Annotated in this window: 15 protein-coding genes, 1 other RNA gene and 1 pseudogene; 12 read left to right on the top strand and 5 right to left on the bottom strand. The window is 64.5% G+C overall.

Translation table 11 applies throughout. From position 1 onward, the window contains the following. Positions 1-74: 74 nt before the first annotated feature. The 10 genes and pseudogenes from XdyCFBP7245_RS24745 (at position 75) to XdyCFBP7245_RS09745 (ending at position 13,455) form a co-directional block, all read left to right on the top strand. Positions 75-2,604, top strand: a pseudogene (locus XdyCFBP7245_RS24745) (methyl-accepting chemotaxis protein). Between the two features lie 1,042 nt (positions 2,605-3,646). Then, positions 3,647-4,435: a flagellar brake protein gene (locus XdyCFBP7245_RS09785; protein ID WP_170068596.1), complete on the top strand. Its 789-nt coding sequence runs from the start codon at positions 3,647-3,649 to the stop codon at positions 4,433-4,435. A 121-nt stretch (positions 4,436-4,556) separates the two neighbouring features. Then, positions 4,557-5,042, top strand: coding sequence for a chemotaxis protein CheW (locus XdyCFBP7245_RS09780; protein WP_005993869.1), 486 nt, complete (start codon positions 4,557-4,559; stop codon positions 5,040-5,042). A 313-nt stretch (positions 5,043-5,355) separates the two neighbouring features. Further along, positions 5,356-5,739: a hypothetical protein gene (locus tag XdyCFBP7245_RS09775; RefSeq protein ID WP_005993867.1), complete on the top strand. Its 384-nt coding sequence runs from the start codon at positions 5,356-5,358 to the stop codon at positions 5,737-5,739. Positions 5,740-5,821: 82 nt separating this feature from the next. Beyond that, positions 5,822-8,197 (top strand): methyl-accepting chemotaxis protein, encoded by a 2,376-nt coding sequence (locus XdyCFBP7245_RS09770; protein ID WP_170068595.1) that lies wholly within the window; start codon positions 5,822-5,824, stop codon positions 8,195-8,197. Positions 8,198-8,250: 53 nt separating this feature from the next. Continuing rightward, a non-coding RNA gene (locus XdyCFBP7245_RS09765) (sX9 sRNA) lies at positions 8,251-8,327 on the top strand. A gap of 219 nt (positions 8,328-8,546) precedes the next feature. Further along, entirely contained in the window at positions 8,547-9,413 is an 867-nt protein-coding gene (locus XdyCFBP7245_RS09760) for a CheR family methyltransferase (protein ID WP_104615491.1), read from the top strand. Beyond that, complete coding sequence (cheD, locus tag XdyCFBP7245_RS09755) at positions 9,410-10,006, top strand: chemoreceptor glutamine deamidase CheD (RefSeq protein WP_005993860.1); 597 nt, start codon at positions 9,410-9,412, stop codon at positions 10,004-10,006. The genes XdyCFBP7245_RS09760 and cheD overlap by 4 nt, the downstream gene beginning before the upstream one ends. After that, positions 10,003-11,079 carry a protein-glutamate methylesterase/protein-glutamine glutaminase gene (locus XdyCFBP7245_RS09750; RefSeq protein ID WP_104615490.1) on the top strand — a complete coding sequence of 359 codons (1,077 nt, stop codon included), beginning with the start codon at positions 10,003-10,005 and terminating at the stop codon, positions 11,077-11,079. The genes cheD and XdyCFBP7245_RS09750 overlap by 4 nt, the downstream gene beginning before the upstream one ends. Before the next feature lie 6 nt (positions 11,080-11,085). Further along, entirely contained in the window at positions 11,086-13,455 is a 2,370-nt protein-coding gene (locus tag XdyCFBP7245_RS09745; RefSeq protein ID WP_104615489.1) for an EAL domain-containing protein, read from the top strand. Between the two features lie 487 nt (positions 13,456-13,942). Here XdyCFBP7245_RS09745 and XdyCFBP7245_RS09740 read toward each other — a convergent pair whose 3' ends face one another. From XdyCFBP7245_RS09740 to XdyCFBP7245_RS09725, 4 genes are all read right to left on the bottom strand, one after another. Further along, positions 13,943-14,758, bottom strand: a complete 816-nt coding sequence (locus XdyCFBP7245_RS09740) for an alpha/beta fold hydrolase (protein WP_104615488.1) — start codon at positions 14,756-14,758, stop codon at positions 13,943-13,945. 192 nt (positions 14,759-14,950) lie between these two features. Beyond that, positions 14,951-17,542 (bottom strand): bifunctional aconitate hydratase 2/2-methylisocitrate dehydratase, encoded by a 2,592-nt coding sequence (acnB, locus tag XdyCFBP7245_RS09735; protein ID WP_104615487.1) that lies wholly within the window; start codon positions 17,540-17,542, stop codon positions 14,951-14,953. A 65-nt stretch (positions 17,543-17,607) separates the two neighbouring features. Continuing rightward, positions 17,608-18,018, bottom strand: coding sequence for a type II toxin-antitoxin system VapC family toxin (locus XdyCFBP7245_RS09730; protein WP_104615486.1), 411 nt, complete (start codon positions 18,016-18,018; stop codon positions 17,608-17,610). Continuing rightward, complete coding sequence (locus XdyCFBP7245_RS09725; protein ID WP_016903180.1) at positions 18,015-18,263, bottom strand: AbrB/MazE/SpoVT family DNA-binding domain-containing protein; 249 nt, start codon at positions 18,261-18,263, stop codon at positions 18,015-18,017. The genes XdyCFBP7245_RS09730 and XdyCFBP7245_RS09725 overlap by 4 nt, the downstream gene beginning before the upstream one ends. A 147-nt stretch (positions 18,264-18,410) precedes the next feature. Here XdyCFBP7245_RS09725 and acnA point away from each other — a divergent pair, with 147 nt between their 5' ends. After that, positions 18,411-21,179 carry an aconitate hydratase AcnA gene (acnA, locus tag XdyCFBP7245_RS09720; RefSeq protein ID WP_104615485.1) on the top strand — a complete coding sequence of 923 codons (2,769 nt, stop codon included), beginning with the start codon at positions 18,411-18,413 and terminating at the stop codon, positions 21,177-21,179. Between the two features lie 226 nt (positions 21,180-21,405). Here the strand turns inward: acnA and XdyCFBP7245_RS09715 are convergent, their stop codons facing one another. Further along, positions 21,406-21,855: a Cif family virulence factor gene (locus XdyCFBP7245_RS09715; protein ID WP_104615484.1), complete on the bottom strand. Its 450-nt coding sequence runs from the start codon at positions 21,853-21,855 to the stop codon at positions 21,406-21,408. 97 nt (positions 21,856-21,952) lie between these two features. Here XdyCFBP7245_RS09715 and rpfB point away from each other — a divergent pair, with 97 nt between their 5' ends. After that, positions 21,953-23,635, top strand: a complete 1,683-nt coding sequence (gene rpfB, locus XdyCFBP7245_RS09710) for a fatty acyl-CoA ligase RpfB (protein WP_104615483.1) — start codon at positions 21,953-21,955, stop codon at positions 23,633-23,635. Positions 23,636-23,659 lie beyond the last annotated feature (24 nt).

Here is a 23,659-nt window from a genome sequence, read left to right as displayed (position 1 = left end):
ATCAATTTCGCGCATAGACGGCCGTTATCGCACTCACGCATCCGTAACGCCCTCCCCCGGGCAAGGCCACTCTTATGCATTTTTTCAACCGACTTTCCGTCGGCACGCGGCTGTCCGCATTGCTCACCCTGGTCATCGCGTTATCGCTCGGGCTACTCGCCCTGACCATCTACCGGCAATCGGCCGGCGACATCGAATCGCAAGTCAAGGCCGAGCTGCGTTCGAGCACGCGGCTGATGCAGCAGTCGGTGGCGATGTACGACGTCACCCTGACCGAAGGCACCGAGCGCCTGGGCAGCGTCTTCGACGACATGCTGCCGCGCGGCGCACGCGAGCTGGATACCGCCAGCACCGTGACCATCGGCGCGCAGAACACGCCCACGTTGCGCGCCGGTACGCAGGCGCTGAATCTCAATTTCGACGCGGTGGATCGCTTCGCGCAGGCCACCGGCGGCGTTGCGACCATCTTCGCGCGCACCGGCGACGACTTCGTGCGCATCACCACCTCGCTGCGCAACAAGCAGAACGCGCGCGTGATCGGCACCCTGCTCGATCGCAAGGGCAAGGCCTACGCCGCGCTGTCCGAAGGCAAGCCCTTCACCGGCCAGGCGCAGTTGTTCGGCGACCAGTACATGACCTACTACGCGCCACTGCGCAACGCTGCCGGCGAGGTGATCGGTGCGCTGTTCGTCGGTCGCAACTACACCCAGGGCCTGGCGGCGCTCAAGGCCCAGGTCAGCACCACCAAGCTGGGACAGGACGGCTACTTCGTGATCGCCGACATGGCGCCTGGCGACCGTCAGGGCCAGATCATCGCCGCACCGCCGGGCGCGCCGGCGACGTTGTCTGCCCTGGTGCCGGCCGATCAGCAAGCGGCATTACAGTCGGTGCTGGACGGCAAGCAGCCCAGCGCCAACCTGCAGCTACGCGATGCCAAGGGCAATGCGCAGGCGTTCGAAGTCACCGCACAGCGCTATGCGCCGTGGCAGTGGGCGGTGATCGGCACCCAGCCGCGCAGCGCCATCGACGGCCCGCTCGACCAGCTGATGGGCAGCATGCTGCTGTTCTCGCTGGCGGTGCTGGCGCTGTGCATCGCGGTGGTGTTCATCGCCGCGCGCAAGATGGTGACCCGCCCGTTGGTGGCGGTGGAACGCGTGCTCGGCGATGTCGCCGCCGGCCGGCTGGACAACCCCATCGAAATCGATCGGCACGATGAGCTCGGCCGTCTGCTGCTCAATGCCCGCACCATGCGCGACGACCTGCGCGCACGGCTGGAGCGCGATCACCTGATCGCCAGCGAAGCGCTGCGTGTGCGCACCGCGCTGGACGATGTCAGCACCAACGTGATGATCGCCGACATCCATCAGCGCATCATCTACGTCAACCGGCCGCTGCAACGCCTGCTCAAGGGCGTGCAGGAACAGTTGCGTAACGCTGCACCCGGCTTCGATGCGGACAAGCTGATCGACACCAGCGTCAATCAATTCCATGCCGCGCCGAAGCAGCACGAGCGCATGCTCGAACAGCTCACCGGCAGCAACGTCGCCCAGATCGCCGTTGGCGGCCGCATCGTGCGTCAGGTGGTCAGCCCGGTGCTGGATGCCGCGGGCGAGCGCATGGGCTTTGTCATCGAGTGGGCCGACCGCACCCAGGAAGTGCAGGTGGAAGAAGAAGTCGCCCGCATCGTGCAGGCCGCCGCAGCCGGCGACCTGAGCGGCCGCGTGGACACCGCCGGCAAGCAGGGCTTCCTGCTGCAGCTCGCCCAGCAACTGAACATGCTGCTGGACAACAACGCCGACGGCCTGTCGCGCGTGTCCGCGCTGCTGTCGTCGTTGTCGCAGGGCGACCTGAGCGTGCGCATGGACGGCCAGCTGCAAGGCGTGTTCGCCACCATCCGCGACGATGCCAACGCCACCGCCGACCAACTGGCCGGCATCGTGCGTCGCATCAAGGATTCGTCGTTGGCGATCAACGCGGCCGCCACCGAAATCGCCACCGGCAATGGCGACCTGTCGCGTCGCACCGAGCAACAAGCCGCCGCGCTGGAAGAAACCGCCGCTTCGATGGAAGAGCTCACCGCCACCGTCAAGCAGAACGCCGATAACGCCGACCAGGCCAACCGCCTGGTGCTCGATGCCGCCGGCGTGGCCGCAAAGGGTGGCGATGTGGTCGGCCGCGTGGTGACCACCATGGCCGACATCGACGCCTCGTCCAAGAAGATCGCCGAGATCATCAGCGTCATCGATGGCATCGCCTTCCAGACCAATATCCTGGCCTTGAACGCCGCGGTGGAAGCGGCGCGTGCCGGCGAACAGGGCCGCGGCTTTGCCGTGGTGGCCTCGGAGGTGCGTACGCTCGCGCAGCGCTCGGCCGGCGCGGCCAAGGAGATCAAGCACCTGATCGAAGATTCGGTGACCCGCATCGGCAACGGCGCCGCACTGGCATCGCCAGCAGAACGCCGCCCTGGTGGAAGAAGCCACGGCAGCGGCGCGCTCGATGGAAGACCAGGCCGCGCAGCTGGTGGACGCGGTGGCAGTATTCCGCCTCGAACAGCAGGACAGCCTGAGCACCTTGCTGGCCAACGCACGCCACGCCTATCACTGATGCGAGAAACGATGGCTGAGGCACACGCAGGGTGAGTCGAGCGCGCGGTGCCCTCGCCGCTCGCGGGACACGCCGTGAACTCGTCCCTGGGGGCGCGATGGCGGCATGGATGCCGCCAACGGTCCCGCAATCGGCGAGGACACCGCACCAGAGAGTTCGCTGGTGGTTTGTTTTCGCTGGTGGTTTGTTGAAGAGCGAGGAAACCGAACCGGACAGTTGCCAACTGCTCTGTTGAGACGCTACGCACCGACCGTCTCGACTGGCCCTTGTCCGCTCACCGTCGCAGGACCCTTGGCGGCATGAATGCCGCCAAGGAGCTTACATGGACTTACTTGCAGCGTGTCCTGCGATGGTGGGCGGGCAAGGGGGCCCTGCAGCAAACTCGCAGTATCGAGGGCGCGGCGCCCTCGCCGCTCGCGGGACACGCCGTGAACCCATCCTTGGGGGCTCGTTGGCGGCATCCATGCCGCCAACGGTCCCGCAATCGGCGAGGACACCGCACCAGAGAGTTCGCTGGTGGTTTGTTGAAGAGCGAGGAACCGGACCGGACAGTTGCCAACTGCTCTGTTGAGACGCTGTGCACCGACCGTCTCGACTGGTCCTTGCCCGCTCACCGTCGCAGGACCCTTGGCGGCATGGATGCCGCCACGGAGCTTACAAGGACGTACTTGCAGCGTGTCCTGTGATGGTGAGCGGGCAAGGGCCCTGCAGCAGACGCAAAGACCTCGAGGGCGCGGTGCCCTCAGCGCTCGCGGGACACGCCGTGAACCCGTCCTTGGCGGCATCCATGCCGCCATCGATCCCGCAATCGGCCAGGGCCCCGCACCAGGCAGGTGGCTGGTTGTCTTGCCGAAGAACGAAGACATCGCGCGCCAGAACCTTGATGGTTGCTGCGTCGAAAGCTCCATCGCGACAGGTCATTAGCAGCGCCAGGCGTACGAGTTTTGTCAGCCGCTGTTAAAGATTTGGGTTTGCCGCCGATATCAAGGCGACGCCGGGACAACCCTCCGGGCGCTTTCCCGCTACCACTGTGCTTGTGCCCATGTCCCAAGGCGATACCTCAGAGTCAGAGCTGGACCACGACGATCACCTTGCAGAAGGTGACGAACGCTATCTGCTGCGCAACAAACGGCAGATCCGTGGCTTGCTGCGCCAGCTGCTCGATCAACGCGCCGTGGTGACCATGCATGTGGCCGGCCGCGACATGGCCGTGCCTACCGCCGTGCTCGAAATCGATGAAGACGACGATTGCGTGATTCTGGACGGCAGCCACAACGACACCTCCAACCGCGCCATCGAAGATGCCAAGTACCTGCTCTGCTACGCGCAACTGGAGCGGGTCAACGTGCGCTTCCGGCTGGAAAAGGCCGAACGCATCGAGCGCGACATCCACGTCGCCTTCCGCACCGAGCTGCCGGACGCGATGTACCACATGCAACGCCGCGAATCGTACCGGCTGGAAACGCCGATCACCGACTCGCCCGTGTGCATCATCCGCCAGGACGAAGCCCAGGGCGGCAATCTCAACCTGCAGCTGCGCGTGATCGACATCAGCAGCGGCGGCCTGGCGGTGTCGCTCACCGCCGGCATGCCCTTGCTGGAGCCGCACCGCACCTATCGCGACTGCACGCTGCACCTGCCCGACGTCGCACCGATCGCCCTGCCGCTCACGGTGTGCAGCCAAGACAAGCAGACCCTGCCCAATGGCAGCGAAGGCTTCCGCGTCGGCCTGCAGTTCAGCGATCTGCCGCGTGGCGCCGACGAAACCATCCAGCGCTACATCTTTCGGGTCGACCGCCAACGCAACGCGCGCAAGAGCGGCGTGTTCTGAACCCGCCCGCACCACAACAGCCCCATACCTAAAGTTGCACAGCGCCGCGCCGATGTTGCTATGGCAGCCTTTTCAACCTAGTGCCGCAACCTGACACTCAGCCGCAACGCCTGGAGTTTTCATGAACGACAAAAGCACTGCCACCGGCACCGGTGGTGAATTCCTCAGCTTCGCTTTGGGCGAAGAGCACTACGGCGTGGACATCCTGAAAGTGCAGGAAATCCGCGGCTACGATTCGGTCACCCGTCTGCCCGACGCGCCCGACTACATCAAGGGTGTGATCAACCTGCGCGGCACCATCGTGCCGGTGATCGACCTGCGCCTGAAGCTGCGCCTGAAAGAAGCGCGCTACGACGCTTTCACCGTGATGATCGTGCTCAACGTCGAAGACCGCGTGGTCGGCATCGTGGTGGACAGCGTCTCGGACGTGATCCCGCTCAACGACGATCAGATCCGCCCGACGCCCGAGTTCGGCGCTTCGGTGGACACCCGCTTCATCTCCGGCATCGGCACCCAGGACGATCGCATGCTGATCCTGCTGGATATCGAAACCTTGCTGGACAGCACCGAGCTGGGTCAGCAGCAGCTGGCTGAAGAAGCCGCCTGATTCAAGGTGGTTGGGTGCGGCGGCCTGCGGTCGTCAGAGGGATGCGGTGGTGGGCAAGCGCGGCGATGCAGCAGGTGTGCATCGCGACGCCTGCATACCCGGCAGCCATCTGACGGCCGTAATGATTTATGCACAACGCGCATACCACCATCAGGTGTGGGGAGCGTCCTGACACGAGACGCACCGCCTAATAGAAGTGAGATGCAATTCACACTTTTTGGATTCAAGTTGAACCCCAGTTAGCCGATAGCTGAATAGAAGCCCGCGTACACAAGCGGGTCACCGTTCGACTTTTGATTCTGGAGAATCCCCAATGAAGTTTCTGCTCTCGCTCCTCCCCGTCGCTGCTCTGGTGATCGTTGCTCCCACGCTGTCGGCTCAATCGCAGGAAATGATTCCGCCGGAGATGGCGACCCGCTTCGTCGGCAAGGACGGCATGGTCTGCGGCAAGGTCGAAAAGGCCAAGTACGCGCAAAGCTCGGAAGGCGAACCCACCTTCCTGTACATGGGCGGCATGTTCCCGCGCCACACCTTCTCGGCCCGTATCGACGGCGCCAACCGCGGCAAGTTCAGCTTTGCCCCGGAATCACTGGAAGGTAAGGACGTCTGCGTCCTGGGCAAGATCCAGCGCGACAGCTCGCGCGCCGAAATCGAAGTCAGCTCCCCGGCCAGCCTGAAGCTCGCCACCATCAAGTAATCGCACCGCAGATCGCCACGCCCATGCGTGGCGATCTGCTGTCTGGATTATGCGGACTGACTTTTACGGGGAAATCGTGTCAATGCAATGGATCAATAATCTGAAATTGATGCCGCGGCTGATGCTGGCGTTCGGCATCGTGCTGCTGATCATGCTGGTGCAGGGAATCATCGCGTATTCGGGCCTGGCCTCGCTCAACAACGTGACGCGCGACCTGGCCGGCAACACCATGTCCAGCGTGCGCGAAGCCGGCGATCTGCGCGGCATGCTCGGCGAATACCGGAATGCGTCTTATCAAAATCTGGTGCGTGCCAGCGATGCGGTCAAACAGGAAGCCAAGGTTCGCGCCAAGCGGCTCAACGGCGAAATCGAAGCAACGATCAAGGGCTACCCCCGCCTGATCGAAAGCCCGCAACAGAAAAAACTCTTCGACGTGTTCGTGGCCGACTGGAAGAAGGCCTCGGCCTCGTACGCCAGCGTCGATGAAATGATTGAGCTCAATCTCCCCGACGATGCCATCGACACCTTTGTCGGCGAGACCCGCACCCTGCACAACAAGGCAAAGGATTCGCTGGCTGCGTTGATCGCCGAGGATAATCTGCTGGCACAGGCCGCCAAGACCAAGGCCGAAAAGGTCCACGCAACCTCGGTCTCGCTGACCCTGGTGGTGTTGCTGATCGGCATTGCCGGTGGCCTGGGTCTGGCGTTCCTGTTCGCCCGTTCCATCGTGCGCAGCATGCGCGGCGCGGTGAGCACCGCCACCGAGATCGCCGGCGGCAAGCTGGATGGCCAGATCAACGCGCACGGCAAGGACGAAGTGGGCGAACTGATGCGCTCCATGCAGCGCATGCAGCGCGACCTGAAGGAGCGTATCGAACGCGACCAGAAGATCGCCGACGAGAACCTGCGCATCCGCACCGCGCTGGACAAGTCGTCCACCGGCACCTTCATCACCGATCCCGATCGCGTGATGATCTACGCCAACGACGCGTTCAAGAAGATCGTTGCGCAGTACGAAAGCAGCATCCGCCTGGCATCGCCCGAGTTCGATGCAAGCAAGGTCATCGGCCAGCATATCAGCTACCTGGGCCTGTCGGATGCGACCGTGCGCAAGGCCATCGCTGCGCTTGAACGCGACGGCGTCACCAGCTTCGAAGAGCGCTTCGGCGAAGTGGTGCTGGCGCAGACCGTCACCGGCATCAAGAACGAGCAAGGCGAAACCACCGGCGAAGTCTGCGAATGGCGCGACCGCACCATCGAAGTCCAGGTCGAAGAAGAAGTCGCCCGCATCGTGCGCGCCGCTGCCAGCGGCGACATGAGCGGCCGCGTCGAAACCGACGGCAAGCAGGGCTTCTTCCTGCAGTTGGCGCAGCAGCTCAACGGCTTGCTGGATGCCAACGCCGGCAGCCTGGAGCAGATCTCTGCGTTGTTGTCTGCGCTGTCGCGCGGCGACCTGACCGTGCGCATGCAAGGGCAGTTCAGCGGTGTGTTCGCGCAGATGCGCGACGATGCCAATGCCACCGCCGAGCAACTGGCCGATATCGTCGGTCGCATCAAGCTCTCGTCCAGTGCGATCAACTCGGCCGCCGGCGAAATCGCCTCGGGCAATAGCGATCTGTCGCACCGCACCGAACAGCAGGCCGCCAATCTGGAAGAAACCGCTGCCTCGATGGAAGAGCTCACCTCTACCGTCAAGCAGAACGCCGAAAGCGCACGTCAGGCCAATCAGCTGGCCATCGGCGCCACTGGTGTGGCCTCGCAGGGCGGCGAAGTGGTGTCGCAGGTGGTCACCACCATGTCCGGCATCGAAGCCTCGTCCAAGAAGATCGCCGACATCATCTCGGTCATCGACGGCATTGCGTTCCAGACCAACATCCTGGCGCTGAACGCCGCGGTGGAAGCGGCACGTGCCGGCGAACAGGGCCGTGGCTTCGCAGTGGTCGCCTCCGAAGTGCGCACGCTGGCACAGCGGTCGGCCGGTGCGGCCAAGGAGATCAAGGGATTGATCGACGACTCCGTGCACAAGGTGGCCGAAGGCTCGGCGCTGGTGCGCAAGGCCGGTGCGACCATGGCCGAGATCGTGGCCAGCGTGCAGCGCGTGACCGACATCATGGGCGAGATTTCTGCGGCCTCGCAGGAACAGTCGGCCGGCATCGAGCAGGTCAATCAGACCATCACCCAGATGGACGAAACCACGCAGCAGAACGCCGCGCTGGTGGAAGAAGCCACTGCCGCCGCCCGCTCGATGGAAGAGCAGGCCGGCCAGCTGGCCGAAGCGGTGTCGGTGTTCAAGCTGGACGAATCGGCCGCGATTGCGCAAGCGCATTTGCGCCCGGTTCCCTCGCGTCCGGTGGCGGTCAAGACCGCGGCCAAGCCGGCCGTGCGGACAGCCGCAGGCCCAGCGCGTGCTGCCAAGCCGCAGGCCGCACTGGCCGACGGTAACTGGCAAGAGTTCTAAGAGCAGCCAACAGAAGGGCTGTGCAGGCGCCAGGTGGGCGCGGCCGGTGCGGCAGGTACCACGCCGGACACTCCGCCTCCTCCGCGCCGTCCGCACCTACCTGGCGACTGCTCGCTACGTTCTGGTAACCGCTCCAAGTCACCGCTGTCACCCACAACGCCCCGGCACTGCCGGGGCGTTGTGTTTCTGCCTCTCGCAACGACAGGCAGCCTTCACCCCGCCGCTTTGCCCATGCACGCCGCCGCACTGCAGCGCTGATGCGATAGCGAACCCTGCCGCAGATAGCGATGGATTGGTGCTTCAGTTGGACGGCCACATGGCCGATACCACGTTATAGCTCCCGACGTGTATGGATATGACGACTACGACTCCCGCTTCAGACACGCGCGAATTCGATTTCGGCGACCGCGACTTCAAGCGCGTTTGCGACCTGATTTACCAGCGCGTCGGCATCTCGCTGGCACCGGCCAAGCGCGACATGGTGTACGGCCGCCTGTCGCGCCGCCTGCGCGTGCTCGGGCTGCGCTCGTTTCGCGAGTACATCGACCAGCTGGAAGCCGGCAACGACGAAGAAGAATGGCAGGCGTTCACCAACGCACTGACCACCAACCTGACCTCGTTCTTCCGCGAGCCGCATCACTTCGACAAACTGCGCGAAGAATTGCAGAAGCGCGCCTCGCAGGCGCCCCTGAAGATCTGGTCGTGCGCCGCCTCCACCGGCGAGGAGCCCTACTCCATCGCCATCACCGCCTGCGAAGCATTCGGCACGCTGACCCCGCCGGTAAGCATCGTCGCCACCGACGTCGACACCCAGGTGCTGGAAACCGCCTCGCGCGGCGTCTACGCCATCGACCGCGTCGCCTCGCTGGATGCGGCGATCAAGCGCAAGTATTTCCAGCGCGGCAGCGGCGCCAACGAAGGCAAGTGCCGGGTCATCCCGGCGCTGCGCCAACTCATCGAATACCGCCAGTTGAATCTGCTGTCACCGCGTTACGACGTCGGCGGCCCGTACGCGGCGCTGTTCTGCCGCAACGTGATGATCTATTTCGACAAACCGACCCAGCGCGGCATCCTGTCGCGTCTGGTCAGTCACATGGGCGACGACGGTCTGCTCTATACCGGGCATTCGGAGAATTACCTGCACGCGGCCGATCTGATCCAGCCGTGCGGGCGCACGCTGTATCGGCGTGCCCCGCGTACGGGGGCATCTGCATGAGTACCGCCGTGCAAGTCGACGACGTGATGCGCTACCGCGATTCGCGGTTCCAGACCATCACCGCCAAGCTGCTGCCTACCCAGTATCTGGTGGTGGACGACGACACCGCGTTGACGACCACCTTGGGATCGTGCGTTGCGGCCTGCTTGCGCGACCCGGTGCTCAAGATCGGCGGCATGAATCACTTTCTGCTGCCCGAAGGTCAGGTCGGCGACGGTGCACCGGCGCGCTACGGCAGTTATGCGATGGAGTTGCTGATCAACGACATGCTCAAGCGCGGCGCGCATCGCAAACGCATCGAAGCCAAGGTCTTCGGCGGCGCCAACGTGCTCAAGGGCTTCACCAGCAACCCGGTCGGCACCCGCAACGCCGAGTTCGTGCGCCAGTACCTGCAGGCCGAACACATCCCCATCATTGCCGAAGATTTGTGCGGCATCCATCCGCGCAAGGTGTGGTTCTTTCCGACGACCGGCCGGGTAGTCGTGCAGCGCTTGCCGCATGCGCACGAAGCCGAAGTCGCCGCCACAGAATCGGCCGTGCGCGCCCGTCTGTCCAAAGCACCGGTCACCGGTGGAGTGGAGTTGTTCGAATGACGCTGGAAACTCCCGTTCGTGTACTGATCGTCGACGACTCGGCGGTGGTCCGTCAGATGCTCACCGAGATCCTCTCGCGCGATCCCGGTATCGAAGTCATCGGCTCGGCCGCCGACCCGATCCTGGCGCGCGAGAAGATCAAACGCCTCAACCCGGACGTGATCACGCTGGACGTGGAAATGCCGCGCATGGACGGCCTGGTGTTTCTGGAAAACCTGATGCGTCTGCGCCCGACGCCGGTGGTGATGATCTCATCGCTCACCGAGCGCGGCGCAGACACCACCTTGCAGGCTCTGTCGCTGGGTGCGGTGGACTTCGTGTCCAAGCCCAAGATCGACGTCGTGCGTGGGCTGGAAGGCTATGCCGAAGAAATCGTCAGCAAGGTCAAGATGGCCGCCAAGGCCAAGGTCAGCGCGTTGCATCGCCCCAGCACGCCTAAGGTGACCCTGGACATGCAGGCCGCGCCGGTAGCCGGCAGCGCGCTGCGCTTCCGCACCACCGACCGGCTGATCGCCATCGGCGCCTCCGCCGGCGGCACCGAAGCCCTGCGCGTGGTGCTCGAACACATGCCCGCCGATGCACCGGCGGTGGTGATGACCCAGCATCTGCCGGCCAGCTTCAGCACCGCATTCGCCGAGCGCCTCAATCGCCACTCGGCGATGTCGGTGCGCGAGGCCAGCGACGGCGAAGCGATCCTGCCCGGCCACGCCTATCTGCCGCCGGGCGGCCAGCACCTGCGCATCATTCGCGACGGTGCGCGTTGGCGCTGCCGTATCGACGATGGCCCGCCGGTCAACCGCCACAAGCCGGCCGTGGATGTGCTGTTCCGCTCGGTTGCCGCCAACGCCGGCCCCAACGCGGTCGGCGCCATTCTCACCGGCATGGGCGACGATGGTGCGCGCGGCCTGCTGGAAATGCTGCAGGCCGGCGCGCCCACGCTGGTGCAGGACGAAGCCAGCAGCGTGGTCTGGGGCATGCCCGGTGCCGCTTACAAGCTGGGCGCCGCCCAGGAAGTGGTACCGCTGGACCGTGTCGCCGAACGCCTGATCGCACTGTCGGCACAAGCGCGCTGATCGCACATGCGCGCCCCGCCCCCGCATCCGACCGATCTGCCGCCGCACGCCGGCGCACCGGACACCGTCGCGAGCACGGCGACGGATGCATGGGCGACAGCGGAGCTGGTCGGCGATACGTCATCGGTCGGCCCATTCGACCAGGCGCGCACGGCCGGGCAGATCAGGCCCGCCCCGCTCACCGCCGGTATGGCCAAACCCGGCGAAGCGCCGGACGAGCGTCGTTCGCGCCTGCTGGCCGAAGCGCTGGATGGCAGCAGCAGTGCCATCCTCATCTGCGATCTGCAATCGCGCCTGCTCTACGCCAACGATGGCTTCCAGCGCATGTTCGGCTACACCGAAGCCGAGGTGGTCGGCCAGCGCCCGTCGGATGTGTTGACCCGCGCGCAGAGCGATCAGGGCCAGATTGCACGCATCCGCGATCGCGCCGATGCCTTGCAGCAGACCCGTGCCGACTTGCTGGTCTATCGCAAGGACGGCTCGCCGTTGTGGATCTCGCTCAATTTCAACCCGATCTACGACGCCGGACATAATCCATCGCATTACGTGGCGGTGCTGACCGACATCACCGACACCAAGATGCACGAAGTGCTGCAGCACCGCGTGCTGGAAGCGCTGGTGCAGGAGCGCCCGCTGATCGAGGTGATGACGCTGATCTGCACCGAGGTCGAACGCATCGCACCGGAGGTGTTGGCGACCGTCATGAGCGCCGATCCCCAGGGCTGCCTGCATTCGCTGGCCGCGCCGAGTCTGCCGCCCGAGTATGCCGACGCCGTCAACGGTCTGAAGATCGGCCCCAGTGCAGGCGCCTGCGGTACCGCGGCCTGGCGCGGCCGTGCGGTGATGGTGGAAGACATCGCCACCGACCCGTTGTTCACCGGCTACCGCGACCTATTGATCCCGATGGGTCTGCGCGCCTGCTGGAGCACCCCGATCCGCGCCAATAGCTCGCGCGTGCTCGGCACCTTCGCGCTGTATTACCGCAAGCCGCAACGTGCCGATGCCTGGCACGTACGGCTGACCGAACTGTGCCAGCAGCTGTGCACGCTGGCACTGGAGCGCGAGCAGATCCGTCAACGCGTGCATCAACTCGCGTTCTACGACGCGCTGACCGGCCTGCCCAACCGCATCATGTTCAGCGCGCGCGCCGAGCAGGCGCTGACCCAGGCCGAATACGCCGCCGAGCCGGTCACGTTGATGTTCATCAACATCGACCGCTTCAAGCTGATCAACGACAGTCAGGGCCATTCGGCCGGCGACGGCCTGCTGCGCGACATCGCGCTGCGCATCGGCGACCAGCTCGCGGCCACCGCCATGCTGGCGCGCGTGGCCGGCGACGAATTCGCACTGGCCCTGCCGCAGTGCAGCGCCGAGCAGGCCAGCGCCGCGGCCGAGCGTCTGCTTGGCACCATCGCCGGCCCCCTGTCGGTGGGCCATATGACCGTGCATCCCTCGGCCAGCATCGGCGTGGCGATGTTTCCCGAAGACGGGCGCGACATCAACATCCTGCTGCGGCATGCCGACCTTGCGATGAATCGCGCCAAGAAGGAAGGCGGCGGACGGTTCCGCTTCTTCAGCTCCGACATGAATCGCATGGCGCAAGAGCGCGTGGCGCTGGAAGCGGAACTGCGCCAGGCCATTGGCCGCGACCAACTGCAGCTGCACTACCAGCCGCAACTGCATAGCGCCGCGCCGCACGCGCTCTACGGCGTGGAAGCGTTGCTGCGCTGGAATCATCCGCAGCTGGGCGCCATTTCGCCCGCACGGTTTCTGCCGGTCGCCGAAGAGCAAGGCATGATGCCGCAGCTCAACGCCTGGGTTCTGCGGCGCGCCTGCGAACAGGTGGCCGACTGGCGTCTGCGCGGCGTGCCGGTCACGCGCGTCTCGGTCAATCTGTCGGCCAGCGGCTTCGAAAGCCCGCGCATGCTCCCCGACCTGCTTCGGTTGATCGCCGACACCGGCGTGCAAGCGTCCGACCTGACCCTGGAATTGACCGAAAGCGTGATGCTGTCCGGACAGCCAGGCGTGCTGGAAAACCTGCACGCCATCCGCGAAGCCGGCATTTCGTTATCGCTGGACGACTTCGGCACCGGTTATTCCAGCCTGAGCCATTTGCACCGCCTGCCGATCGACGAACTCAAACTGGACATGAGCTTCGTACGCGATATCGAACACAGCGAAGACGCACGCGCCCTCACCACCTCGGTGCTGCGCATCGGCGAACACTTGCGCAAGCACGTCGTCGCCGAAGGCGTCGAAAACGAAGCACAGCGCCTGTTCCTGGCCGACCTGGGCTGCGAAGTCCTGCAGGGCTACCTGTTCTCGCGGCCCCTCCCGGCCCCGGCACTGGAAGCCTGGCTAAGCGCGCAACCGTAACCACGCAACATCCAGACGACCGCAGGCCTTAGGCGACCGCAGCGCGTAGACGGCTGTAGCGCTTACAAGCCCCTCTCCCACCGGGAGAGGGGTTGGGGTGAGGGTACGGCCACCCACAAATCCCGCCGAAACCTACCCTCATCCGCCCTACGGGCACCTTCTCCCGATGGGAGAAGGAAAACAGCTGCCGGCACTGGAAGCCTAGCTAGGCACGCAACCGTAACCACGCAACATCCAGACGGCTGCAGCGCTTAAAAGCCCCTCTCCCACCGGGAGAGGGGTTGGGGTGAGGGTACGGCCACCCACAAATCCCGCCGAAACCCTACCCTCATCCGCCCTGCGGGCACCTTCTCCCGACGGGAGAAGGAAACACATCTGAAGCTCCCGACGGGAGAAGGAAGCAGCGATAAGCCATCTCACCCCATCGAAGCGGGCTGGGGAGTAAAGGCACGCGCGTCATTCCACGCGCTCCCTGCCCGCTCCAAGCTCACGACAAGGTGCGTTTGAACCACCCGAGCAACTGCGCGTTGACGAACGCCGGGTTTTCCAGCGAGGCGATATGCCCGGCATCGGGCACCAGCTCGTAATCGCAGCAGATCGCTTCGGCCATCATCCACAACTCTTCCGGCGGCCGCGCAATATCTGCATCGCCACCGAGCAGGAAGGTATTGGCGGGATCCAGCCCAGACAGGGCATCCAATCGGTCGGCACGGCCGAAGACCAACCGGCCAAGCGGCACGATCGATGTGCGTAGCTGCTCGGCGGTCATCGCCGCCAGGCGCTGCGCGAACGCGGCCGGCAATGCCGAGGTCAGATCGATGCCGGGGCGGAAGAAGATCGGCACGATCGCCTCGATCAGCGCAGGCGTCACCTGCCCGGCCGCCTCGATCGCATCCAGCATGCCGAAGTAACGCGCACGCGTGGCCCGCGGCTCGGCGCCCAGGAAGGTATCCATCAACACCAGGCTGCGCACGCGCTCCGGCGCCATCAAAGCAAGCTCGGCGCCCCACATACCGCCCACCGACAGACCCACCACCGCGCACTGCGGCAGCGCAAGCGCGTCCAGCAGACCAAGCATCTGCCGGGCAAGATCGTCGATTCCCTGAGTGCCTTGCGGCAATTCACCCGATTGCCCGTGACCCCACAGCTCAGGAACGATCACCTGGTAGTGCTGCGACAGCGCCTGAATCTGCGGCTCCCACATTGCTGCGTCCCACAGGTAGCTGTGGCCGAGCAGGATCGGAAACCCGTGACCGTGCTGCGTGTAATGGAGTGTTTGACCTGCGATCGTGAAAGAGGGCATCGGCATCGACATAAATGGGAGGGCGGCCGAACTCTAGACCTCTGCACTTCAGAATTTTGTTGCGGTGCGACAAATGGTTTAACTGCGATTTGTTTTGACGCCATCACGCTCCAAACGACGCGAAGTCATTGCCCGATAAACGAAAAACGCCCGGCACTGCCGGGCGTTTTGGGGTGCACCTGATCCGCTGGATCAGGCCGCGACGGTGTCCGCCACGTCCTGATATTCCTGGATTTGATCGAAGTTCATGTAGCGGTAGATCTGCTCGCCACTGGTCTTGATCACGCCCACATCGGCCATGTACTCGTCCTTGGTCGGAATCCGGCCCAGGCGCGAGCAGATCGCCGCCAGTTCCGCCGAGCCCAGGTACACATTGGTGTTGCGGCCCAGACGGTTGGGGAAGTTACGCGTGGAGGTGGAGAACACCGTGGCGCCCTCGCGGGCCTGCGCCTGGTTGCCCATGCACAGCGAGCAGCCCGGCATTTCCATGCGCGCACCCGCCGCACCGAAGGTGCCGTAATGGCCTTCCTTGGTCAGCTCGGAGGCGTCCATCTTGGTCGGCGGTGCCACCCACAGACGGGTCGGGATGTCGCGCTTGCCTTCCAGCAGCTTGGCCGCGGCACGGAAGTGACCGATGTTGGTCATGCACGAGCCGATGAATACCTCGTCGATCGCCGCACCGGAAACCTCGGACAGCGTCTTGACGTCGTCCGGGTCGTTCGGGCACGCCACGATCGGCTCATGGATGTCGGCCAGGTCGATCTCGATGACCGCCGCGTATTCGGCATCGGCATCGGGCTGCAGCAGCTGCGGGTCGGCCAGCCACTCTTCCATCTTCTTGATCCGGCGGCCCAGGGTGCGCGCGTCGGCATAGCCTTCGGCGATCATCCAGCGCAGCAGCGTGATGTTGCTGGTCAGGTATTCGATGATCGGCGCCTTGTCCAGGTGCACGGTGCAACCGGCCGCCGAACGCTCGGCCGAGGCGTCGGACAACTCGAACGCCTGCTCCACCTTCAGGTTCGGCAAGCCTTCGATTTCCAGGATGCGGCCGGAGAAGATGTTCTTCTTGCCCTGCTTGGCCACGGTCAGCAGACCGTCCTTGATCGCGTACAGCGGGATCGCGTTGACCAGATCGCGCAGGGTCACGCCCGGCTGCATCTCACCCTTGAAGCGCACCAGCACGCTCTCGGGCATATCCAGCGGCATCACGCCGGTGGCGGCGGCAAACGCCACCAGGCCGGAGCCGGCCGGGAACGAGATACCGATCGGGAAACGGGTGTGCGAGTCGCCGCCGGTGCCCACGGTGTCGGGCAGCAGCATGCGATTGAGCCAGCTGTGGATCACGCCGTCGCCCGGACGCAGCGACACGCCGCCACGGGTGGAGATGAACTCCGGCAGCGTATGGTGGGTCTTGACGTCGACCGGCTTGGGGTAAGCCGCGGTGTGGCAGAACGACTGCATCACCAGGTCGGCCGAAAAGCCCAGGCAGGCCAGGTCCTTCAGCTCGTCGCGGGTCATCGGCCCGGTGGTGTCCTGCGAGCCCACCGAGGTCATCTTCGGCTCGCAATAGGTGCCCGGGCGCATGCCCTGGCCTTCCGGCAGACCGCAGGCGCGGCCGACCATCTTCTGCGCCAGCGAGAAGCCCTTGCCGGTGTCCGGCGGGTCCATCGGCAGGCGGAACAGTTCCGAGGCCGGCAGGCCCAGGAACTCGCGCGCCTTGGCGGTGAGACCACGGCCCACGATCAGCGGGATGCGGCCACCGGCGCGTACTTCGTCGAACAGCACGTCCGACTTCATCGCGAACTCGGCAATCACCTGCCCGTTCTTCAGCGCCTTGCCGTCATACGGACGCAGCTCGACCACGTCGCCGTGCTCCATCTGCGACACGTCCAGCTCGATCGGCAGCGCGCCGGCATCTTCCATGGTGTTGTAGAAGATCGGGGCGATCTTGCTGCCCAGGCACACGCCGCCGAAGCGCTTGTTGGGGATGTACGGAATGTCTTCGCCGGTCCACCACAGCACCGAGTTGGTCGCCGACTTGCGCGAAGAACCGGTCCCGACCACGTCGCCCACATAGGCCACCAGATGGCCCTTGTCCTTGAGGTCGGCAATGGCCTGGATCGGGCCACGCTTGCCGTCTTCTTCCGGCACGAACGCCGCGCCTTCGCGGGTGTTCTTCAGCATCGCCAACGCGTGCAGCGGGATGTCGGGGCGGGTGGTCGCATCCGGCGCCGGCGACAGGTCGTCGGTGTTGGTTTCGCCCGGCACCTTGAACACGGTGACGGTCATGCTCTGCGGCACTTCCGGCTTGCTGGTGAACCACTCGGCATCGGCCCAGCTTTGCAGCACGGCCTTGGCATGCGCGTTGCCGGCGTCGGCCTTTTCCTGCACGTCGTGGAACGCATCGAACACCAGCAAGGTGTGCTTGAGCGCTTCGGCGGCGGTGGCGCCCAGCTCGGCGTTGTCCAGCAGGTCGATCAGCGGCTGGATGTTGTAGCCGCCCAGCATGGTGCCCAACAGCTCGGTCGCACGCGTGGGGCTGATCAGTGCCGTTTTTTCGGTGCCAAACGCAACTGCGGCCAGGTACGAGGCCTTGACCTTGGCGGCGTCGTCGACGCCGGCCGGCACGCGCTGGCTGAGCAGCTCGACCAAAAAGGCGTCTTCGCCGGCGGGCGGAGCCTTCAACAGCTCGATGACCTCGGCGGTCTGCTGCGCGGTCAGCGGCAGCGGCGGGATACCGAGCGCGGCGCGCTCTGCAACGTGGTGGCGGTAGGCTTCCAACATGCGGGTTCTCCAAAAGGACAGCAGTGAATGTGTAAAAACGTCAGACGTGGATCAGAAGGCGTGGATCAGGCAACGGGCTTGGGGACGGTGATCTTCAAACCCTTGAAGTAGTCGCGGAAGAAGCCCTCGTCGCGGGTGATCAACCCGTCGCACTGGAGCATCGCGTGGGCGCCGATCAGAAAATCCGCCACCACCCGCTCGCGCTTGCCGCCACGTGCACGGAAGCGCTTGTTCATATGGCCGGCGCGCACCGCCGCCGCTTCCTGTGTGGCTTCGTAGCGCACCCCGATCGAGCCCAGGGTTTCCATCAGGTCGACCTGGGTGTCCAGCATGGCCAGCACTTCAGCCACCACCGCATCGCAGACCACGACCTCGTCGCGCGCCAATGCATCGCCGATGCAGATTTCCGACACCTCGCCGTACACCGGGTCGCCGATGAGGATATCCAGCAGCACCGAGGAATCCAGGGCGATCATGGGTCGAACGGGTCCCCGGGCGCGCGGCCACGGATGGCGCGCATGGCCTCGTCGGTACTGGTCAGGCCATCGACCAGCTTGAACTTGCCGCGCACCTTGCGCAGCGCTTCGCTGACATCTTTACGCAAGATGATGCGCCCACCATCGAGTTCGATCTTGAGGGTGGTGCCCTTGGTCAGGCCCAGGGCATCGCGCACGGCCTTGGGCAGCGTGATCTGTCCGCGTTCGGCAACGGTGGCTTCCATGAGCATGCTCCAGAAAGTATGCATGCATGATACGTACTTGGACGGTCGTACTCAAGCAGGCAGATCGACTCGGACACACCGTGCGTACACACTGAATCGCTCAGAATAAGCGCCTACCTAAAGCCTTCGACGCCATAGGAGTGATGCATGAGCGATTCCTTTTCCACCCGCGCCTCGTTCGAGGTCCACGGCAAGCGCTACGACTATTACAGCCTGCCCAAACTGGGCGAGCGCTTCGATATTGCCCACCTGCCCTACTCGATGAAGATCCTGCTGGAGAATCTGCTCCGGCACGAGGACGGCGGTGTGACCGTCGGCAAGGACCACATCGAGGCAGTGGCAAAATGGGACCCCAAGGCCGAGCCTGATATCGAAATCGCCTTCATGCCCGCGCGCGTGGTGCTGCAGGATTTCACCGGCGTGCCCTGCGTGGTCGACCTGGCCGCGATGCGCGATGCGGTGGTCAAGCTGGGCGGCGACGCTGACCAGATCAACCCGCAGATTCCCTCCGAGCTGGTCATCGACCACTCGGTGCAGGTGGACGTGTTCGGCAAGCCCGACGCGCTCGACCTCAATGGCAAGATCGAATTCCAGCGTAACCAGGAACGCTACGGCTTCCTGCGCTGGGGCCAGAAGGCGTTCGAGAACTTCAAGGTGGTGCCGCCCAATACCGGCATCGTCCACCAGGTCAACCTGGAAAATCTCGCCCGCGTGGTGATGAGCGCGGACAAGGACGGCACCCTGGTCGCCTATCCCGACACCGTGTTCGGTACCGACAGCCACACCACCATGATCAATGGCATTGGCGTGCTGGGCTGGGGCGTCGGCGGGATCGAGGCCGAGGCCGCGATGCTGGGCCAGCCCTCGTCGATGCTGATTCCCCAGGTGGTGGGCTTCAGGCTCACGGGCAAACTGCCCGAAGGCGCCACCGCCACCGATCTGGTGCTCACCGTCACCCAGATGCTGCGCAAGGCAGGCGTGGTGGGCAAGTTCGTCGAGTTCTTCGGCGAGGGCCTGCAGCACCTGCCGCTGGCCGACCGCGCCACCATCGGCAACATGGCACCGGAATACGGCGCCACCTGCGGCATCTTCCCGGTCGACGAAGAATCGCTGACTTACCTGCGCCTATCCGGCCGCAGCGAGGAGCAGATTGCGCTGGTGGAGGCCTACGCAAAGGCGCAGGGCCTGTGGCACGACGCCACCACCCCGCCGGCGCAGTACAGCGCCACGCTGGAACTGGACATGGGTGAGGTCAAGCCGTCGCTGGCCGGCCCCAAGCGTCCGCAGGACCGCGTGCTGCTGGAAGACATGCAGTCCAACTACCGCGAAAGCCTCAAGCCATTCGCCGAGGCGCGCAGCAAGCGGCTGGGCGACATCAAGCAGGAAGATCGCCTGAAGAACGAAGGCGGTGGCGGAACCGCAGTCGGCGCCAAGGCGGCCCATGCCGAAGGCGCGGCCGACAGCGGCGCCGGCTGGCAGCTGCGCGATGGCTCGGTGGTCATCGCTGCCATCACCTCGTGCACCAACACCTCCAACCCGGCGGTGATGCTCGGTGCCGGCCTGCTGGCACGCAACGCGGCCGCCAAGGGCTTGAAGGCGCAGCCGTGGGTCAAGACCTCGCTTGGGCCGGGCTCGCGTGTGGTTACCGATTATCTGAGCAAGGCCGGCGTGCTGGCCGACCTGGAAACGCTCGGCTTTTACGTGGTCGGCTACGGCTGCACCACCTGCATCGGCAACTCCGGCCCGCTGCCGGAAGATGTATCCGCCGCGATCGCCAAGGACGATCTGGTTGTCGCATCGGTGTTGTCGGGCAACCGCAACTTCGAAGGCCGCGTGCATCCCGAAGTCAAAATGAATTATCTGGCCTCCCCGCCGCTGGTCGTCGCCTATGCGATCGCCGGCACCACCGACATCGACCTCACCACCGAGCCGCTGGGCACCGGTAGCGACGGTCAGCCGGTGTACCTGCGCGACATCTGGCCGAGCAACAAGGAAATCGGCGACACCATCGCCGCGACCGTTGGCCCGGAGATGTTCAAGCAGAACTACGCCGATGTGTTCAAGGGCGATTCGCGCTGGAACACCATCGCCTCTCCCGATGGCGCGTTGTACGAATGGGATGCCGCATCCACCTACATCAAGAACCCGCCCTACTTCGATGGCATGACCATGCAGGTCGGCCATGTGGAGGACGTGCACGGCGCGCGCATCATGGGCCTGTTCGGCGACTCGATCACCACCGACCACATCTCGCCGGCCGGCAACATCAAGAAGGATTCGCCTGCAGGACGCTTCCTGCAGGAACGCGGCGTACAACCAGCCGACTTCAACAGCTACGGCAGCCGCCGCGGCAATGACGATGTGATGGTCCGCGGCACCTTCGCCAACATCCGCATCAAGAACCTGATGTTCGGTGGCGAAGAAGGCGGCAACACGCTGTATTACCCAGCAGCTGGCGGTCAGCCGGAAAAGCTGGCGATCTACGACGCGGCGGTGAAGTACAAGGCCGATGGCGTGCCGTTGGTGGTGCTGGCCGGCAAGGAATACGGCACCGGCTCCTCGCGCGACTGGGCGGCCAAGGGCACCAACCTGCTGGGGGTCAAGGCGGTGATCGCAGAGAGCTTCGAGCGCATCCATCGCTCCAACCTGGTCGGCATGGGCGTGCTGCCGCTGCAGTTCCTGGAAAACGAAAACGCGCAGACGCTGGGTCTGGATGGCTCCGAGGTCTTGGACATCACCGGCCTGCAGGATGGCGCCAGCCGTCGTGCCACCGTCGATGCCAGGAAGTCCGATGGCAGCGTCAAGCAGTTCCAGGTCAAGGTGCTGTTGCTGACGCCGAAGGAAGTGGAGTACTTCAAGCACGGCGGCCTGTTGCAGTACGTGCTGCGCCAGCTGGCTGCACGCAAGACGGCCTGATCCTTGGCGTCTTACGCTGGACCGACATTCCCGCCGATTGGCGGGAATGTCGTGTCTGGGTCCGGTGCCGGTGTGACCGGAGCCAGACGCATGCCGCGGGCTGCCGATGCACTGCTCGTGCTTGGCAGGCAGCAACGCATTCGTCTACTGCGTCGTCGCCTCATGTTGCGGCTCGTTTCTCGTGGTTGGTGGCGTTGTGGTCCGCATGCGCGGCACCCAACCGCCCTCACTGCCCCGCCGGTTCCCATTGCGCGTGGTACAGCGTCCAATCGCCGTGCTGCAGCCGCCAGCCGGTGATCACCTGATAGGTCTGCGCCTGCTCGGGCACCCAGCCGCCACTGCCACCGGTGAGCAAGGCCGTGAAGCGAACGGTCGCCGTCTGCCCGCGCAGCTCTACCTCCAACGGGCCCACGGTGACGCCGATCTGTCGATTGCCCAGCATCTGCAGCTGCATCAAGCGTCGCAACCCGGCCGCGTCCAGACCGTTTTCGCCAACGAAATCGGCGGATACCGGCGCCATCGCATCGCCGATATCGCGCGCTTCAATCGCCGCATGCATGTCTTGCAAGGTCGCACGCAGGCGCTGCTCCGGCACATCGCGCGCGCAAGCGGCCAGGAGCACCGCACAAATGACCAGCCACCAGCGCCACTTCCACTGCCGAATGCTGCCGTGCATCACGCTTCGCCTTTTCCATCCATGACGTTATGCTGCCAGGTGTTGTAGTGCCGTGGAACACACCGCGTCACGTACTAAATTCCCTGGAGGGGGGCAGATGAATCAGGCACGTCCTTGGTTGCAAAGTTATCCGGCCGGCGTTGCCGCCGAAATCGATCTGGAGCAGTTCCGCACCGTTGCCGAAGTCTTCGCGACATCCGTCGCGCGCTTTGCCGATCGTCCCGCGTATCACAGCTTCGGCAAGACCATCACCTATCGCGAAGCGGACCAACTGGTCGAACAGTTCGCTGCCTATCTGCTCGGCGAGCTGCAATTGAAGAAAGGCGACCGCGTCGCCTTGATGATGCCCAACTGCCTGCAGTATCCGATTGCGACGTTCGGCATCCTGCGTGCCGGCCTGACCGTGGTCAACGTCAACCCGCTCTACACCCCGCGTGAGTTGAAGCACCAGCTGATCGACTCAGGCGCCAGCGTGCTGGTGGTCATCGACAACTTCGGCACCACCGTGCAGCAGGTCATCGCCGACACGCCGGTCAAGCAGGTGATCACCACCGGGCTGGGCGACATGCTCGGCTTTCCCAAGGCGGTGCTGGTCAATTTTGTCGTCAAATACGTCAAGAAGCTGGTGCCCGACTACCGCATCAACGGTGCCATCCGCTTCCGCGATGCACTGGCGCTGGGCCGCAAGCACAGCGTGCCGACGCTGCAGATCGAACCGGACGACATCGCGTTTTTGCAGTACACCGGCGGCACCACGGGCGTTGCCAAGGGCGCGATGCTGACCCACCGCAATCTGGTCGCCAACATGCAGCAGGCGCACCAGTGGCTGTCCGGCACCGGCAAGCTGGAAGAAGGCGCCGAGGTCGTGATCACCGCACTGCCGCTGTATCACATCTTCGCGCTGACGGCGAACGGCCTGGTCTTCATGAAGATCGGCGGTTGCAATCACCTGATCAGCAATCCGCGCGACATGCCCGGTTTCGTCAAGGAATTGAAGAAGACCCGCTTTACTGCATTTACCGGCGTCAACACGCTGTTCAACGGCCTGCTCAACACGCCCGGGTTCGACCAGATCGATTTTTCCTCGCTCAAGATGACCCTGGGCGGCGGCATGGCCGTGCAGCGATCGGTGGCCGAGCGCTGGAAAAAAGTCACCGGCCTGACCCTGGTCGAGGCCTACGGTCTGACCGAAACCTCGCCGGCCGCCTGCATCAACCCGATGGACCTGAAAGACTACAACGGCTCGATCGGCCTGCCGATTCCTGCCACCGATGCCTGCGTCAAGGACGACGCCGGTGCGGAGCTGGCGATCGGCGAGATTGGCGAGTTGTGCATTAAGGGCCCGCAGGTGATGAAGGGCTATTGGAAGCAGCCCGCCGAAACCGCCAAGGTAATGGACGCGGATGGCTGGCTGCACACCGGCGACATCGCGCGGATGGACGAGCTAGGCTTCGTCTATATCGTCGACCGCAAGAAGGACATGATTCTGGTGTCCGGCTTCAACGTCTACCCGAACGAAATCGAAGACGTGATCGCCACCATGCCCGGCGTGCTGGAAGTGGCGGCGGTCGGCGTACCGGACGAAAAGTCCGGCGAAATCGTCAAGGTCGTGATCGTCAAGAAGGACCCAGCCCTCACCGCCGACGACGTGAAGGCGCACTGCCGCACCAATCTGACCGGCTACAAGCAGCCGCGCGTGATCGAATTCCGCAAGGAATTGCCCAAAACCAACGTCGGCAAGATCCTGCGCCGCGAACTGCGGGATGCGCCGAAGGCCTAGCCCACCGCGCGACGGCAGAGTTGA

It is taken from the genome of Xanthomonas dyei, assembly GCF_002939865.1.
GTDB lineage: Bacteria > Pseudomonadota > Gammaproteobacteria > Xanthomonadales > Xanthomonadaceae > Xanthomonas > Xanthomonas dyei.
This window is presented reverse-complemented; position numbering and strand designations above follow the sequence as displayed.